Origin of the sequence: Bifidobacterium moraviense, from assembly GCF_012932365.1 — a bacterium.
GTDB lineage: Bacteria > Actinomycetota > Actinomycetes > Actinomycetales > Bifidobacteriaceae > Bifidobacterium > Bifidobacterium moraviense.
Genome location: NZ_JAAIIH010000016.1, coordinates 44465 through 60053 on the forward strand (window position 1 = coordinate 44465; position 15589 = coordinate 60053).

General features: G+C 65.7%; 11 protein-coding genes. All 11 read right to left on the reverse strand.

The window, feature by feature from the left end; genetic code table 11:
• Window positions 1–85 precede the first annotated feature (85 nt).
• Complete coding sequence (locus G1C96_RS08695) at window positions 86–871, reverse strand: DUF624 domain-containing protein (protein WP_169276202.1); 786 nt, start codon at window positions 869–871, stop codon at window positions 86–88.
• 529 nt (window positions 872–1400) lie between these two features.
• Entirely contained in the window at window positions 1401–2300 is a 900-nt protein-coding gene (locus G1C96_RS08700; protein ID WP_169276203.1) for a carbohydrate ABC transporter permease, read from the reverse strand.
• A 6-nt stretch (window positions 2301–2306) separates the two neighbouring features.
• Window positions 2307–3275 carry a carbohydrate ABC transporter permease gene (locus G1C96_RS08705; RefSeq protein ID WP_169276204.1) on the reverse strand — a complete coding sequence of 323 codons (969 nt, stop codon included), beginning with the start codon at window positions 3273–3275 and terminating at the stop codon, window positions 2307–2309.
• A gap of 517 nt (window positions 3276–3792) precedes the next feature.
• Window positions 3793–5109, reverse strand: a complete 1317-nt coding sequence (locus G1C96_RS08710; protein ID WP_169276205.1) for an ABC transporter substrate-binding protein — start codon at window positions 5107–5109, stop codon at window positions 3793–3795.
• Between the two features lie 287 nt (window positions 5110–5396).
• A complete protein-coding gene (locus tag G1C96_RS08715) occupies window positions 5397–6422 on the reverse strand; it encodes a LacI family DNA-binding transcriptional regulator (protein WP_169276206.1) in 1026 nt (341 codons plus the stop codon).
• A 141-nt stretch (window positions 6423–6563) separates the two neighbouring features.
• Window positions 6564–7733: a glycoside hydrolase family 88/105 protein gene (locus tag G1C96_RS08720; protein ID WP_169276207.1), complete on the reverse strand. Its 1170-nt coding sequence runs from the start codon at window positions 7731–7733 to the stop codon at window positions 6564–6566.
• A 353-nt stretch (window positions 7734–8086) separates the two neighbouring features.
• A complete protein-coding gene (locus G1C96_RS08725; RefSeq protein WP_169276208.1) occupies window positions 8087–9187 on the reverse strand; it encodes a pectinesterase family protein in 1101 nt (366 codons plus the stop codon).
• A 65-nt stretch (window positions 9188–9252) separates the two neighbouring features.
• Complete coding sequence (locus G1C96_RS08730) at window positions 9253–10857, reverse strand: glycoside hydrolase family 28 protein (protein WP_169276209.1); 1605 nt, start codon at window positions 10855–10857, stop codon at window positions 9253–9255.
• 787 nt (window positions 10858–11644) lie between these two features.
• Window positions 11645–13204, reverse strand: coding sequence for an MFS transporter (locus tag G1C96_RS08735; RefSeq protein ID WP_169276210.1), 1560 nt, complete (start codon window positions 13202–13204; stop codon window positions 11645–11647).
• 1188 nt (window positions 13205–14392) lie between these two features.
• On the reverse strand, window positions 14393–15028 hold the full coding sequence (locus G1C96_RS08740; protein WP_169276211.1) for an RpiB/LacA/LacB family sugar-phosphate isomerase: 636 nt from the start codon (window positions 15026–15028) through the stop codon (window positions 14393–14395).
• A 428-nt stretch (window positions 15029–15456) separates the two neighbouring features.
• Window positions 15457–15589: SDR family oxidoreductase (locus G1C96_RS08745; protein WP_169276212.1), on the reverse strand; the 133-nt coding region annotated here is incomplete at its 5' end.

The window sequence follows — 15589 nt, forward strand, 5'->3', positions numbered from 1 at the left end:
GCCCGCGCGGGATGCGCACGGGCGCCTGAGCAGAAAGGAGCCGTGCCCTCCCCCGCTCAGGCTTCGGGAAAGGGCACGACGTGTGTTATGCGACCGCCGATGCGGCGATCTTCTTGGCGGAACGGGTTCCGGACGGCGCGTCCGAGGCGCCGGATCCGTCAAGGTCGTCGGCGTAGCTGTGCGACGCCGAGGAAGGGTTGTCGTCGCGGATGACGTGCTGCCTCATGGCGTTCCACGCGACGTACGTGCCCATGAGCGCGATGAGGGAGAAGCCGACGAGCGGCATGACCCACACGGTCCAGGGCAGGGAGACGTAGGACACCACCACGAGCAGGGCGCTCAGCGCGAGCACGGCGGCGGTCTGCGGCAACTTCATCTGCGAGAGCAGCACCGCGTTGCGGAGAAGATCGCGCACCTTGAGATCGGTGAAGGCGATCATCGGGAAGAGGTAGACCATCGCGGCCACGGCCACGAGGGAGAAGATCAGGCAGACGCCGGCCAGCACCACGCCGCCGGTCATGCCCACATGGGTGTAGAACCACGCGGCCACCACGCCGAGCGCCGCGACGAGGATGGCGGCCCAGCCGGCCAGGGTGGAGCGCTTCCATTCGGCGCCGAAGGCCTTGAAGTAGTCGTGCATCGGATAGCAGATGCGGCGCTGCAGGAACAGGCCGGTCACCTTGCTCATGGCGGTCATCGCGCACGGGATGGTGATCACGGGGATGCAGGTGAAGATGAAGACGAGGTTGAGGCCGATCAGACGACCCCAGTGCCATTTGATCACCGAGAAGAACAGACGAAGACCCTCGGGATGGGCCTGACGGTCGGACTCGTGTCCGCCGCCGCCGTAGAACATGCCGAACAGATTCATGGAACTCCACCTCAGCCTGAAATCGGAGGAACAACCAGTGACGTACGTGCGCCGCGGGTACGTGCCGCACGCGGGCGCGTGGCGTGCGGGACGAAAGGGTGATGGCCTGCGCCCTCCGGCGACCGCATGGAAGGAAAGGAAAGGAGGAGAAACAGCGGTTGCCGGAGCGGCGGGCCAAGTCTTTGGTTATGGGATGTGCCGGCCGGGCCGGGGCTCGCGGGTCCGACGGTGGATCCGGGCGGGGCGGACGGCGATGGATTTTCGGTTATGGGGCGGCTCGGGGGTGGGACCGCAGGCGGGGCGACTGTTTGGAGTCGGCATTGCTCGCGGGGCCGGTCGGTGAGCCGATGTGGTTTGCGGTCCGGTCTCCACCGGTGAGGCCGGCGCTGGGCGCTGGACTCACCGGTGGAGCCGGTATGGGTTTTGCAATTAGGGACTCGCCCTGCGGCGAGGCTCAATCCTGCCTTCGCGGCCTTGGCGGCCGCTCAGGCTGACGCTACGCGGAGCCCACCGGGCTCCGCGTGACGCGTCAGCCCTTCAGACCCGAAGTGCTCACGCCTTCGACGAGGTACTTCTGGAAGAAGAGGAAGATCAGGATGGAGGGCATGATCGACACGGTGGCCATGGCGAACATGGCGCCGTAATCGGAGGACGAACCAGGATCGGAGAACAGCTTCAGGGCCAGGGACACGGGGTAGCGCTCGGTGTCGGAGACGTAGAGCAGGGCCGAGAGGAAGTCGTCCCAGCGCCACATGAAGCTGAAGATGCAGCCCGTCACCACGGCCGGCGTGAGCAGCGGGACCACCACGCGGAAGAAGATGCCGTAGTAGGAGCAGCCGTCGATCTTCGCGGCCTCGTCGAGGGAGCGCGGGATGCCCTGGATGAAGTTGTACATGAGGTAGACGAAGAAGCCCTGGATGCAGAACCAGTAGGGCACGATCAGCGGCAGGTAGCTGTTCGTCCAGCCGAGCTTCTGGTACCACAGGTACTGCGGCACCATCATGACCTGCGCCGGCAGCATCATGGACAGCAGCATGGCGGTGAACAGCAGGCCGCGGCCGCGGAACTTCAGGCGGGCCAGCGCGTAGGCCACGATGGCGGAGAAGCCGATCGTGCCGACGGTGGCAACCACGGCGATGAAGATCGAGTTGCCGAGGAAGGTCCAGAACGTGGTGCCGGAGAAGCCCTTGAAGCCGTTGACGTAGTTCACGCCCGTCCACTCGGTCGGGATGAGCTGACCGGCGGTGGAGAACACCGTGTTCGTGGGCTTGAAGGAGCTGAACACCATCCACACGATCGGGTAGATCATGAGCAGGGCGCCGAGCATCACCAGCACGTGGTAGACCACGCGGCCCCACTTGATGCCCTTCTTGTGCTCGTAGACGGGGATGTCGTCCCTCTTGACGTCATTGATGGTTGCGCTAGTCATCTTGGATCAGGCCTCCTCGTCGTAAACCCAGAAACGCTTCGTGGCGAACAGGATCGCCGTGTACAGGCCCACCACGAGCAGCATGATCCATGCCATGCCCGCGCCGTAGCCCGCGTGGTAGTTGGTGAACGACTCGTTGTACATGTGCACCATGTAGAACAGCGTCGAGTTCTGCGGCTTGCCCTGGGTGATGATGTAGCACTGCGTGAACGCGAGGAAGCCGTTGATGGACTGCATGACCAGGTTGAAGAAGATGGTCGGGGTGAGCAGCGGCAGCGTGATCTTCCAGAACTGGGTCCAGCCGGTGGCGCCGTCCACGGAGGCGGCCTCGTAGAGCTCGGACGGGATCTGCTTAAGGGAGGCGAGGAAGATCAGCATGGAGGAGCCGAACTGCCACACGCCGAGGATGATCAGGGTCCAGATGGCGGTGTGCTCGTTGCCCAGCCAGGCGAAGTTGGTGTGGATGCCGAACAGCTCGAGCGCCTTGTTGATGACGCCGTCCTGGGCGAACATCTGCTTCCACAGGATGGCCACTGCCACGGAGCCGCCGAGGATGGACGGCAGGTAGTAGGCGGCGCGGTAGAAGCCGGAGACCGCGGAGTTCTTGAGCAGCAGCATGGCCACGGCGAGGGCGAAGATCAGACGCAGCGGCGTGGAGATCAGCGCGTAGAACAGGGTGACGCCCATCGACTTCCAGAACAGCGGGTCGTTGGTGAACATCTCCTTGAAGTTGTCGAGACCCATCCACTCCGGGTCGGACAGGATGTTGTAGTCCGTGAAGGAGTAGTAGATCGACAGGATCATCGGGACGAGCAGGAACATCAGGAAGCCGATGATGAACGGGAGGGCGCACACGTAGCCCGAGACGTTCTCCTGGTTCAGCCACTGACGGAACTTGCTCTGCTTGCGGAACTGAACGCCGGAGTTGCCCAACTTTCGGGCACCCTGCGGCGATGCAACCGTTGCCTGAGTCATAGTTAACCTTTCCCAAAAGCGCATCCGATGCAGTTGCGGTGCATCCTCCGCGCATTGTGTTCGTTCGGGTGACTGCGACGTCGCCCTCACAGTTGTTGCGTTGTGGTCCAACAGACCAGCAGCATCGCGTCGTCCCGCTTCCGTGCGGAACGCCACGTCCTTTCGAGCTGCACTTTCACTGTACCGCCTCTCAAGGCAACGCTTGGCAAGTGTTGCCAATTGTTTCAGCAATTGCCTAAGTGCCGAAATCGTTGCGATTCCAACGATCCGAGGCGATTGCCGACCACTCCGGGGGTCTTTCCCCATGCAACGGCGGCAAGAACAGATAGCAGTTCAGCGAGAAAAGCTATCCGTTCTTGCCGCCGCGATCAGGAAGGGAAGGAGGAAAAGGAAAGTGCGAAGGTTGAGTTATCTGGATGGATCGGGAGGCCTGCCGGCGGGAGGCCGGACGGCGTGCCGTGCGGGGAGACGATGCCCTCCCGCACGACCCGGCCGTCCCGCCGGGCCGCCTCGCGGATCACTTCTTGGCGAGCGCCTCGTTGGCCAGGTCCACGAACTGCTTGGCGGCGTCCGCGGCGGAGATCTTGCCCATGAGCACGGACTCCTCGGTGGTGCCGAGCACGTCCTTGCCGTTCACCTTGGAGGAGCCTTCCGGCGCCGGCGGGTTGATGGTGGAGGAGTTCGGGATCACCTCGGTGTTGAGGAACTCGACGGCGGCCTTGTCGCCCTCGGACAGATCGCCCTCGATGGCCTTGAGCATGTCGGAGTTGACCGGCAGGCCCTTGTCGGTGCCCATGATCTTCACGGGCTCCTCGTCGTTGGTGTACCAGTTGATGTACTTGGCGGCCAGGTCCTTGTTCTTGGAGGACTTGGTGATGGCCCAGAACTGGCCGGGCTTGATGTAGTCGGCCTTGGCCACGTCGGCGGCGGGCCACGCGTACAGCTTCAGGGTCGGGTTGCCGTTGCCGGCCGCGGCCTTCTGCAGGGCGGACAGCTGCGAGGTGAACTTGAAGGAGACCCAGGAGCGCGAGCCGGGCTCGGAGCCGTAGACCAGCGGGTCCTGCTCGATGGAGGTGGAGTCGATCGAGGCGAAGACGCCGGTGTCGAGGTGCCAGCCTTCCTTGATGCCCTGCTCGTAGACCTCGAAGTAGGGCTGGACGTCCTCGGCGGTCACGCCGAGCTTGCCGTCGTTGTTGCCGAAGAGGACCTTGCCCTCGCCGCGCAGCACGTACTCAAGGAGCTCGGAGGCCTCGTAGTAGCGGAAGTTGGTCTTGTAGCCGGTCTTCTCGTAGACCTGCTTGGCGATGTCCTTGAACTGGTCGAGCGTCATGTGCTCCGGGAGGGTGATGCCCGCCTGGTCGAGCACGGTCTGGTTGACGATCATGGCCGGGGAGGAGGAGCCGGCGGAGATGGCGTACTGCTTGCCGTCCAGCTTGCCGGAGTCGAGGACGCCCTTGTCGATCTTGTCGATCTTGATGGTGCCGTTGGAGATGTACTCGTCCAGCGGCTCCAGCAGGCCGTTGCTCACGTACTGCTGCAGGTAGGAGTAGTCCATGGCGATGACGTCCGGCATGGACTTGCCGGCGGCGTTGGTGGCCAGCTTGGACCAGTAGTCGGACCACTGGGAGGCCTGGCCCTGGACCTCGACGTTGTTGGCGGCCTTGAAGGCGTCGTCGACCTTGGTCATCTTGTCGTTGCGGGACTGGTTGCCCCACCAGGCGATGGTCAGGCTCTTGTTGGCCTCGGCGGAGCTGTTGGAATTGCCGCAGGCGGCCATGGAGAACATGGTTGCCGCAGCCGCTGCAACGGCGAGGACTTTCTTGGCGGTCTTCATTGAGTACCCTTTCTTCTGTGACGCTGCTCTGTCGGGCTTTCGTCCTTGGACTGCCCGGCGGGCTAATCCGACATTGGATTGCGTTGACAGTTATCAATCTAACGGCGCGCGCAACCCCCAATCGGGAAGTTGCCAATTGTTTCCGCAATTTGTTTCCGAGATTTATGCAACCGACGCGAAGGGTCCACAACAACGGCAAGGCCCTTCCCGTTCAATGGGAAGGGCCTTGCATGCGTTGCGTTCCGCGGTGCGGAACCTGCCGTCGCGCCGCCGCGACGCACCCGGGATCAGCGCGGATCGCGCGGCGCGCGTCCGGTGGAGTCCCTGGCGATGAGCAGCTCCGGTACCACGACCGCCGGCGGATTCGCCGGCGCGTCCCGTGCGTCCTGCGCCGCGCCGGAGGCGTCGGCCTCGAGCCGGTCGATGAGCATCTGCATGGCGATCGAGCCCATGCGCTCCTGGCGGATGTCCACCGTGGTCAGCTGCGGGCGCACCACGCGCGAGAGCACGCTGTCGTCGATGCCCACGATGCTCATCTGCGTGGGGATCGCCACGCCGCGCCCCTGCAGCACGCCCATCAGGCCGCCGGCCACCAGATCGTTGAACGCCACCGCGCCGGTCACGCCATCCTCGAGCATCAGCGCGTCCGCGGCAGCCGCGCCCCCGGCGTACGAGGGCTCGAAGGGCCCGAGCAGCACGCTCTCGATGCCGTAGTCGGCGCACGCGTCGGAGAAGGCGTCGCGGCGCACCTCGTTGGACCAGCTCGTCTCCGAGCCGCCCACGAAGGCGATGCGCCGATGCCCCAGCGAGGCCAGATGGCGCACGGCCTGCACGATGCCGTCGCGGTCGTTCATCACCACGCTCGGGAAGCCGTCGAACACGCGGCTGGCCAGCACCGCGGTGCGCGGCGAGAACCAGCGGGCGATCCGCGCGTCGTCGATGCGCGGCGAGAACAGCAGCTGGCCATCGGTGGTGTCCGTCAGCGTGCGCATCGCCTCGTCCTGGTCGTCCGCGAGCGTGACGTCCACCACCTCGACGCGGTATCCGCGGCTCTGCGCCGTGGCGAACACGCCCTTGAGCGCGTCGGTGAAGTAGTAGTTGCCGATGTCGGTGAGCAGCAGCCCCACCACGCCCCGGCGGGCGGCGTCGCGCGACGCGGAGGAGGACGCGGGACGGTAGCCGAGCTGGTCCGCCAGACGTCCGATCCGCTCGCGCGTCCGTTCGCTCACCGCGCCGTTGTTGAGGGCACGGGACACGGTGGACGGCGACACCCCGGCCGCCTTGGCGACATCGAATATGGTCGCGCCGGACATCCTCGTTCTCCTTTGATCCGCGATCTTGCGCAGCAAGTCTGATGGTGTTGCGCCTATTGCAACACTTGCATCATTGTTGCATAAATGTTGCGCAACACCAAATCGGGATCAGCCTCCGGCGCGCCGGAGCCGCGGCGGGCGTCAGGCGGCGAGCGACGGGTCGGACGCCTGCGCCGCGTGCTCGTGCCGCAGCACCTCCACGAAGGCCAGCACCAGCGGCGCCACGCCCTTGGCGTCGTTGCGCACCACCGGCTCGCGCATGTAGTAGTCGAACGTGCCCTCGCGGTGCTCCACGTTGCCGAGCCCCGCCACCAGGCAGATGCCGTCGAGCGTGAGGCGCCCGTCCTCCTCGTTGAGCCTGGTCTCGCAGATGCCGCGGTACGTCGCTAGTCCGAGATCGAAGTACCGCTCCGGCAGCACGCCCAGCCGCGCGCCCTTCATGATCGCGTACGCGAAGATCGCCGAGCCGGACGTCTCCGGATAGTTCGGCTCGATGTTCGGCAGGTTGATCACCTGACGCCACATGCCGGTGTCCGGGTCGCGGTACGGCAGCATCGCGTCCACGAGCTCCACGAACATGCGGCGCAGCCCGTCGCGCTCCGCGCTCATCGAGGCGGGCAGCAGCTCCCACGTGTCGATCAGCGCCATGGCGAACCAGCCTTCGGCGCGCAGCCAGCAGCAGCTGGACAGCCCCGTCACCGGGTCGCACCAGAACGCCGTGCGCGAGGCGTCGTAGGCGTGCGCGTACAGGCCGTTGCGTTCATCGCGCATGCGCTCGCGCACCACGGCGAACTGGTGCATGGAGTCGGACACGCCGCGCCCGTCGTGGAAGCTCAGCTCGTACTGCGCGTAGAACGGCTGCGCCATGTACAGGCCGTCGAGCCAGACCTGGTTCGGGTAGATGAGCTTGTGCCAGAAGTTCCCCTCGATGGTGCGCGGCTGCGCGGCGAGCTGGGAGTAGATGACGTCCATCGCCTTGCGGTACTTCGCCTTGCCGGTGACGGCGTACAGCTGGTAGAGCGTCTTGCCGGCGTTGACGTTGTCGAGGTTGTACTCCTTCGGGTCGTACGAGGCGATGGAGCCGTCGTCGCGCACGAAGTGGTCGATGAACCGGTCGGCGAAGTCCAGGTAGACGTCCTTGCCGGTGATGTCGTGCAGGTCGAGCAGCGCCTTGATCATGCACCCGTCGATGTAGTTCCAGGTGTTCGGCTTGCCGGCGCGGATCTTCTCGATGTTCCACGCGGGAGCCTCGGGCGTGCTCGTCTCGATGAGCTGGCGGATGTAGGTGTTGATGATGCGCGAGCTTCCCATTGCGGTTCTCCTTGGCCTTCGGGCCGATGCGGCCGACGTCGGTACGGCGCGGGCAACCGGTGCGCCGCGCCGCGCGTACGACGTTGAGTCGCGGCGGGGCGCCCGGGATTCCGCTGCAAACGATGATGATGGGTAAAATTTTAGCACATCGGACGCGGTTTGAGGAAAAATTAGCCGTACGCGCGTGCGGGATTCACATGGAGCCGCCACGCGGGACCGTCGTACGGGATCGCCTCATGGCATCACTCCATGGCATCACTCTATGGCACCACCGCATGGCATCATCTTGCGGCATCACCTTGCGGCATCACCTTGCGGTGCCGAGGCAACGCGGAGACGCGGAGACGCGGCCGTCAGCGCCCCGGACGCCAGCCGTCCAGCACCGCGTCGCGCGCGAACCGCGCACGGTCGCCCTCGTCCAGCGTGTGCACCCACCGGGGCCAGGCCATCGGCGCCGCGCCGGGGCCCACGGGATCGATCGCGGCGTAGCACGAATGCGCCCGCGCGCCCGACTTGCCCCAGTCGTCCCAGCCGTCCACGCGGATGTGCGCGCCCAGCTCGCAGTCCACCAGCACCGTGCGCGCCCAGTCGCGCCACGGACGCCCGATCGCCACCGACCCGTCCGGCACCAGCGCGCCGAACGTGCGGGTTCCCTTCCCGGCGCAGCCGGCGTCGCGCGGCGTGGCCGCGGTGAACCGGCAATGGTCGAACACGTAGCCGTACGGCTCGCCCTGGGGCGTGGAGGCGGCGGTCACGTAGCCCGGGCCGACGGAGCGGATCTCGCAGTCCTCGAACCACGCGCGCGCCGAGCCGAAGATGAAGTCGACGTCGCCCGCGATCAGGCAGCGCCGGTAGCACTGGCGTCCCACCGCGCGCGGGGCCAGACGCTTGGGACCGACGAACCCGCCCGGTTCGATCTCCCTGGGCGGCAGCGGACCGGTGAACAGGGTGTCCTGATGCCCCAGCAGCACGCAGTCCTCCACGAGGATCCGGTCGCCGTCCGCGTACAGCGCAATCGCCTGACCGACCTCCTCCCCCGGTCCCGCGTCGTTGACGATCGTCAGACCGCGCAGCGTCACGTCGTGCGCGTCCACGAACACCGTGGCGGTGCGGAACGTGCCGAGACGGTCGCCCTGGCCGTCGGGCGACGGCATGAAACCGCCCAGCCCGGACGCGACGCGCACGTCGCCGTCGCGCGGGACGCCGTCGCGCGCATCGCCGTCGTCCGGCAGCGATGCGGCCTCCAGCGTCACGTTCGGGCGGCGGATCGTCAGCCGTTCGCGGTACTCCCCCGGCGCGATGCGGATCGTCGCGGGGGTCAGGCCGTCGTCGCGCGCCATCAGCGCGTCCAGCGCGGCGCCGATCGTGCGGAATCCGGCCGAACCGTCGGACGCGACCGTCAGCGTCGAAGCCGCTGAATCTACGGAAGCTGCGGAAGCTGCAGAAGCTGCCATCGTGTGGTGTCCTTCCCCGAGTGGGCGCCCGGACGAGGGACGCCGCCTTCCCCGAGCGTACCGCGCTAGCCGCGCACCACGCGGTCGACGTCCGTCAGCTGCAGCTCGTCGCCGTCCTGGCCTTCGATGCGCACGTCGTCGAGCACCAGCGTCTCCACGTGCTGCGCGATGATGCCCTGCCGCGCCATCGGATCCACGTGGCAGGCCATGGCCGGCACGGTCGGCTCGGCGTTCGGAGAGAAGGTGACGTGCACGTCGTGGAACTCGAGGCGCCCCACCTTGCTTTCCGGCAGACCGGTGATCCACGTGGCCGCGGCATGGCAGTTCAGCGCCTCGATATCGCGGAACTCCAGCGACTCCACCTTGGGCGTGCGGTCGTCCACCGGCAGCGGCTCGCGGCACTGCACGTAGTCGGACTTGCCGTCCGGGTCGCAGAAGTAGAACGAGTTCACCACGAACGGCGTGAGCACCTCGTCCATGCGGATGTGCTCGAAGCGGATGTTGCGGTAGACCGAATCCTTGCCGCGGCCGCGACGCGACTTGATCCTCAGGCCCCGGTCCGTGCGCTCAAACAGGCAGTCGCGCACCGTGAGGTCCTCGATGCCGCCGGACGCCTCCGAGCCGAGCACCACGGAGCCGTGGCCGTCGTGCATGTAACACTGCTCGATGAGGATGTTGCGGCAGGCCGGGCGCAGCACGCGCGGCATGGAGATCTTGCCGGACTTCACGGCGATGCAGTCGTCGCCCACCGAGAAGTGCACGCCCGTCACGTGCACGCCGTCGCACGACTCGGGGTCGAAGCCGTCGGTGTTCGGCGAGATCTTGGGGCTCTCGATCGTCACGCACGCCATCGTGAAGTCGCGGCACAGCGTGGGATGGATGTTCCAGCTCGGCGAGTTGCGCACGGTGACGCCGGCGAGCACGGTGCGGTCGCAGTCGGACAGATACACCATGTTCGGACGGGAGGCGACGCGGATGCGCTTGGGATCGTGCCACCAGTTGTCCTCGTCCGCGTTGGCGCCGCCGTCGATCGCGCCGCGGCCGCACACCGTCACGTCGTGCAGGCCGATGCCGGTCAGGACGCCGCAGAACATCGGCACCTCGGACTCGCCCTCCCACGTGCCCAGGGGCAGGGCATCGGTGCCCGCGTAGCCGTCGCCGGGCGCGCCGTGGAGCGTGGGCGGCAGGTAGGCGAGGTTCTCGCGGTCGTGGCGGGCGCGCAGCGTGGCGCCCTCGGCCAGCTCCAGCGTGACGTCCGACTTGAGGAACACGTTGCGGATGCGGTAGTCGCCGGCGGGCACGAGCACGCGAGCGGCCCTGGGGGCGGCCATGATCGCGGCCATGATCGACTGCGTGTCGTCGCGCACGCCGTCGCCCGCGGCGCCGAAGTCGCGCACGTTCAGGGTGAACGACTCGTGCGCGGTGGTGAACGAGGCCTCGAGCGCGGGCTCCGGGGCGCCGTCCTCGCCGTCGCGCTCGTAGCGCAGCACGTACGCGGTGTCCGGCTCCAGGCCGTCCACGTAGGTGACGATGCGGTCCGTGGTCGGCACGGCGCGGCACGGCTCGCCGTTGAGGCTGACGCGCCACGGACGATCGGTGCGCCAGATGCCGGCGTCCTCCGCCTTGACGACGGCGAAGCGCGCGCCCACGGTGACGATGCTGAGATTCATGATTGCTCCTTCACGGTTCGGCTCCCTTGCCATGCACCGCCAGACTAGGCGTGCGGGCGGGAGGCCGGAGGCTTCGTTGCCAGCGATTGCCGGCGGGCGGTGGCCGGTCGGATGCGTCCGTCGGGACGATGTGCCGGATGCGACGGATGCGACAGGACGATGCGACGGTCGGGCCGGCCGTCATCCCCGGCAAGCGAAGGGCCGGGTTTCCGATCGGGTCATTGAAATCACGCCGATCCCGCGAAAACCCGGCCCTTCGCTTGCCGATCTGAGCCCATCCTTGACAAACGAACGACCAGGTTTCCGATCAGACCATTGGAATCACGCCGATCCCATGAAAACCCGGCCCTTCGTTTGCCCGAACAAGATAATCGCCGACAAGCGAACGACCGGGTTTCCGATCGAACCATTGGAATCAAGCCAATCTCGGAAAAACCCGGCCCTTCGCTTGCCGATCTGAGTCCATCCTCGACAAACGAACGACCAAGTTTCCGATCAGACCATTGGAATCAAGCCGATCCCGGGAAAACCCGGGCCTTCGCTTGCCCGGACAGATCGATCTCCGACAAACGAAGGGCCAGGTTTCCGATCAGACCATTGGAATCAGGCCGATCTCGGAAAAACCCGGGCCTTCGCTTGCCCGGACAGATCGATCTCCGACAAGCGAACGACCGGGTTTCCGATCGGGTCATTGAAATCAAGCCGATCCCGGGAAAACCTGGCCCTTCGCTTGCCCGGTCGGAACAGAACAGGACCGGGACGGCACCCGATCGTCCCCGATCGACGCTCAGGCGGCCGGCGTGATGCCTTCCTCCTGATATCCGATGGTGTTGTGCGCGAAGCACTGCTCGTACTTGAGACCGGAGAGGTCCTCGCACACGGCCCTGACCTCGGGGGTCACGTCGGCCATGAGACCGCCGGCCTTGACGCGCTCCACCTCGCCGGTGACGATCGCGCAGGTGTCCTTGTCGAGCTTGAGGAAGCGGGCGAGCACGGCGGAGAGCACGAACATCACGCAGCAGCCGATGAGCAGCGTCGCAGCCACGGTGACCGGCACCGAGATGGGCTGCTCCACCTTCTGGCCGCCCTTCGTGGAGATGAAGCCGGAGGCCAGCAGCACGAAGCCGAACACGGTGGTGACGATGGCCTGCAGCAGCTGCTGCACAAGGCGCTGGGACGCGGAGTACACGCCCTCGCGGCGGCGCAGCGTGATGAGCTCGTCCACGTCGGGCACGTAGTTGATCGCGTCGGGCAGATACTGGAAGCCGGCGTAGAAGAACTTCCACACGCAGAACACGATCGGGTAGGCGACCATCACCGTGGCCACCGGGATCGCGTCGGTGAACTGCAGCACGCCGAACGTGACGAACACGGCCATCGAGACCGCGGCGCCCATCACCGCGAAGTAGTACGGCTTGTGGAAGCCCTTCTTGACGAGCAGCGGCACCCACACGGCCATGCACACGATGGCCACGACCTTGCCGGGCATCTCGGAGCCGGACGCCCACGCCTTGGTGATGCCGAGCGTGTAGACGATGAAGTAGCTGTAGGCGGCGGACCACACGGAGGCCGCGAACTGCGACGGCATCCACGCGTAGAGCAGACGACGGAACGCCTTGTTGCGGAACGTGGACAGGACGTCGACGACGAGCTTCTTGACGCCTTCCCAGACGTTGACGATCTTCTCCTCGGCGACCTCGGCCGGGGTCTTCTCCCACGTGCTCAGGTACAGGGTGACGAGGCCGAAGATCATGATGCTCGCGTTGATGCACGCGATGATGAAGTAGGAGTGCGGGTTGTCCTCGCCGAACACGCCGAAGCCGAACGCGGTCAGGGCGGCCATGACGAAGCCGGTGACGTTGCCGAACACGCGCTTCATGCCGGTGAGGTAGCCGCGCTCCTCGAAGTCGTCGGTCATCTCGATGGCCAGCGGCACGAGCGACGTGGAGGCGAACGAGTAGCCGACGTTGTACACGAGGTAGCACGCCAGGTAGTAGCCGAAGCCGAACGGCGTGACGAGGAAGATCAGCGGCTCGGCCAGCATCATCGGGATGGCGGCGAGGATCCAGAAGCGGCGGCGTCCGAAGCGGCGGCCGATGCGCGTGGCGTAGAAGTTGTCGGAGAAGAAGCCCATGAGCGGGGCGAGCACGGCGTCCAGATAGATCGCGGCGGACGCGATGATGGCCGCCTCGCCGGCGGACAGGCCGCACTCGGTGGAGACGAACATGATCAGATAGGTGTGCGTGAACGTGAGCGCGCCGGAGTTGAGCAGGCCGCCCATGCCGTAGCCGAAGCGCGTCCAGTACGTAATTTTTCTCTTCTTGCCCACCCAAGACAGATCTGCCATGATCATCACCTCATTGTGTCAAGCCGTTTTTGATGGCTAAAATTTTCGATGCCGAGAAGGGAGCATAGGGGGCGATGCTTGACAAGTCTCAGCCCGTTGCCACAGGTTGCAATCGATTGACGTTCGAGGATGTTCGATGGCGTCCGGCCGATGTTCGATCGATGTCCGATCGACGCGCGGGCGATGTTCGATCGACGCGCGGGCGATGCGCGGACGGCGTACGGGCGACGTCGAGGACGAAAGGCCCCGGCCATCGGCAAGCGAACGGGCGGGTTTCCGATCGAACCATTGGAAATAGGCCGATCTTGGGAAAACCCGGGCCTTCCCTTGCCCGATGGGCACGATCCTTCGCAAGCGAACGGGCGGGTTTCCGATCGGACCATTGGAAACAAGCCGATCTTGGAAAAACCCGGGCCTTCGTTTGCCCGATAGGCACGATCCTTGGCAAACGAACGGGCGGGTTTCGGAACAGACCGTTGAAAACAAGCCGATCCTGAGAAAACCCGGCCCTTCGCTTGCCAAACGGGATCGATGTCTGACAAACGAACGGGCAGGTTTCCAATCGGACCATTGAGATAAAGCCAATCTCGGAAAAACCCGGGTCTTCGCTTGCCCGATGGGCACGATCCTTGGCAAGCGAACGGGCGGGTTTCCGATCGAACCATTGGGATAAAGCCGATCGTGGAAAACCCGGGCCTTCGTTTGCCCGATAGGCACGACCCTCAGCAAGCGAAGGGGCGAGTTTCCGATCGGGCCATTGAAAACAGGCCGATTCTGGGAAAACCCGGGCCTTCCCTTGCCGGCGGGGACTCAGCGAGGACCTGGCAGGGACCCGAAGAGATCCCATCGCAGCCCGTCGCAGCCCGGCGAGCTCCCCATCGCAGCCCATCGAAACCCATCGAAGCCCATCGAAGCGCAACGAGACCCGAGTCGGCGCACGGAGAGAGCCAAGGCGATACGCGGAGACGCCCCAAAGACGCGGCAAGGCCGACCGGCGAGTGCCGATCGGCCTTGGGAAGGAAATAATCAGAGGAGAGTCAGGAGCCGCCTCGCCCGTACATCGCGCAGGCTGATGCGCGGGCGACGCACGGCACGACGGAGAGGCGACGGCGCCCGGAGGCGATGCCGCCGGGCGTTCCGCGCCGCGCACTGACACATGGCGCGGAACGGCCCGTTCATGCGCGTCGATCAGGCGAGGGAGAGGACGTAGTCCTTGATCTCGCCGTCCTCGGCGTGGGCGGTGAACAGCTCCTTGAAGTGCTCACCGGCGAAGGCGCCCTTGACGAGCTCCGGGTCGAGGGCCTTGTAGATCTCGACGAGCGGCTTGAAGGCGGCGGCGCGGACGCCGTCGAGGATCTTCTTGTTGCGCTGCTCGGGGACGACGCGCTCCTTGGGGTAGCCGGAGCCCGGCTCCTCGAGCCACATCTGCTCGAAGATGTACTTGAGCTGCAGCTCCTGGCCCCAGCCGTTCTTCAGCGCGAACGGGATGGCCATGGCGTTGCCGTCGTTAATCTGGGCGAAGGTGTAGGCATCGAGCGGGTCCTCGACGTGGCCGCAGATGACGCCGGGGAAGGAGTTGAGGGCGAGCATGGCGCCTTCGCCGGTGCCGCAGCCGGTGACGACGAAGTCGGCGGCCTTGGTGTTGAGGAGGGCGGCGGCGAGGATGCCGTTCTGGACGTAGGTGAGCTGCGCCTCGTCGTCGGCGGCGTACATGCCGTAGTTGTCGACCTCGAAGCCCTTCTCGTCGGCGACCTTCTTGAGGGCGTCGTAGATGAGACCGTTCTTGGCGGCCTGGGAGTTCTCGTTGATCAGTGCGATACGCATGGAGGTATTCGATCCTTTCGTTGGATGGTTCAGTGTCAAGCCTAGGCGACGGAGCCGCCCGCCCGCTTCGGCAGGCCGCCCCGTCATTCAGTTATCCGCTCATCAAATCGCGCGGCAGCGCGTGCGACTTCCGCCGTCGCCGGGCGAAGGCGTACCCGCCGCCGGGCGAAAAATGAAATGACGCGTGCGACTTCAACGCGCGGAAGGCGCTCCGTCATTCATTCACTTATTCGCCCATCAAATCGCGCGATGACGCGTGCGTCCGCAAGGCGCACCGAGGGAAGGCGTACTGAGTACGCCGACCGAGGCGGCACGTTGCCACGCGCCCTTCGCGGCCTTATCGGCCGCTCACTTCGCCTACGTGGAGTCCACCGGACTCCACGCTTAACGGCTCAGCGCTGCGGACGCTCCGTCATCGTGCGATTTGATCACTGGGGCTGCTTGCCGATGTAGGCCAGAATGCCGCCGTCGACGTACAGCACGAGGCCGTTGACGAAGTCGGAGGCGTCGGAGGCGAGGAAGACGGCGGGGCCCTGGAGGTCCTCGGGGGTGCCCCAGCGG

Bases quoted from the DNA above. Each gene is read 5' to 3' on its own strand.
- G1C96_RS08695 (WP_169276202.1), bottom strand. From the start codon at position 871: ATGAATCTGTTCGGCATGTTCTACGGCGGCGGCGGACACGAGTCCGAC.
- G1C96_RS08720 (WP_169276207.1), bottom strand. From the start codon at position 7,733: ATGGGAAGCTCGCGCATCATCAACACCTACATCCGCCAGCTCATCGAG.
- G1C96_RS08710 (WP_169276205.1), bottom strand. From the start codon at position 5,109: ATGAAGACCGCCAAGAAAGTCCTCGCCGTTGCAGCGGCTGCGGCAACC.
- G1C96_RS08715 (WP_169276206.1), bottom strand. From the start codon at position 6,422: ATGTCCGGCGCGACCATATTCGATGTCGCCAAGGCGGCCGGGGTGTCG.
- G1C96_RS08725 (WP_169276208.1), bottom strand. From the start codon at position 9,187: ATGGCAGCTTCTGCAGCTTCCGCAGCTTCCGTAGATTCAGCGGCTTCG.
- G1C96_RS08730 (WP_169276209.1), bottom strand. From the start codon at position 10,857: ATGAATCTCAGCATCGTCACCGTGGGCGCGCGCTTCGCCGTCGTCAAG.
- G1C96_RS08700 (WP_169276203.1), bottom strand. From the start codon at position 2,300: ATGACTAGCGCAACCATCAATGACGTCAAGAGGGACGACATCCCCGTC.
- G1C96_RS08735 (WP_169276210.1), bottom strand. From the start codon at position 13,204: ATGGCAGATCTGTCTTGGGTGGGCAAGAAGAGAAAAATTACGTACTGG.
- G1C96_RS08705 (WP_169276204.1), bottom strand. From the start codon at position 3,275: ATGACTCAGGCAACGGTTGCATCGCCGCAGGGTGCCCGAAAGTTGGGC.
- G1C96_RS08740 (WP_169276211.1), bottom strand. From the start codon at position 15,028: ATGCGTATCGCACTGATCAACGAGAACTCCCAGGCCGCCAAGAACGGT.